Here is a 764-nt window from a genome sequence, read left to right on the forward strand (position 1 = left end):
TCTGCGCGGCCTGGATGATGCGATCACCTGGACCAGCCGACTGAAGGTCACCTCGGTCCTGCACGCCCTGCCCCCACCCAGAACCGGCAGGTCCGGACGACCCCGCACCAAAGGCGCCCGCCTGGGCACCCCGGCCGACCTGGCCGCGGCCGGCACCTGGCGCACCACCCGGGTACGCCGCTACGGACGCACCGATACCGTGCAGATCAGCGAAACGACATGCCTGTGGTACGGGCCGTTCCGCGCCCAGACCATCCGGGTCATCCTGGTCCGCGACACTCACCCTCGTACCCGTGACGGCGACGACCGCGGCTACGGCCTGCCCCTGATCACCACCGACCTGCACTCACCCGCCGAAGACCTCATCGCCCGCTACGCCGCCCGCTGGTGCATCGAAGTCGCTTTCTTCGACGCCCGCCAGAGCCTCGGCGTCGGCCAGGCCCGCAACCGCACCCGGCTCGCGGTGGAACGCACCGTGCCGTTCGGCATGATCTGCCTCAGTCTGACCATCCTGTGGTACGCCATCCACGGGCACAGCCCCCGCCGACACCGCCGAACGACGGGCACGAGCCCGCTGGTACACCACCAAGACCGAACCGTCCTTCGAAGACATGGTGATCAAGCTCCGCCGCGTCATCATCGCCGAACGTTTTCGGCCCCAAGCCCCCTACCAGGCCACACCCGAAGAAACCCAGGCCGTCCTCGCAGCCTGGGCCGCCGCCGAAACATGATCAACCACAAGTGCGAAACACGAGAGATGATCA

The 764-nt window shown here is 68.1% G+C and carries 1 protein-coding gene; it reads left to right on the forward strand.

Annotation, left to right across the window (positions count from 1 at the left end):
- On the forward strand, positions 1–764 hold a 764-nt coding region (locus ITP53_RS55625; protein ID WP_207757789.1), incomplete at both ends, for a hypothetical protein.

It is taken from the genome of Nonomuraea cypriaca, from assembly GCF_015645445.1.
In the GTDB taxonomy this organism is placed as follows: domain Bacteria; phylum Actinomycetota; class Actinomycetes; order Streptosporangiales; family Streptosporangiaceae; genus Nonomuraea; species Nonomuraea cypriaca.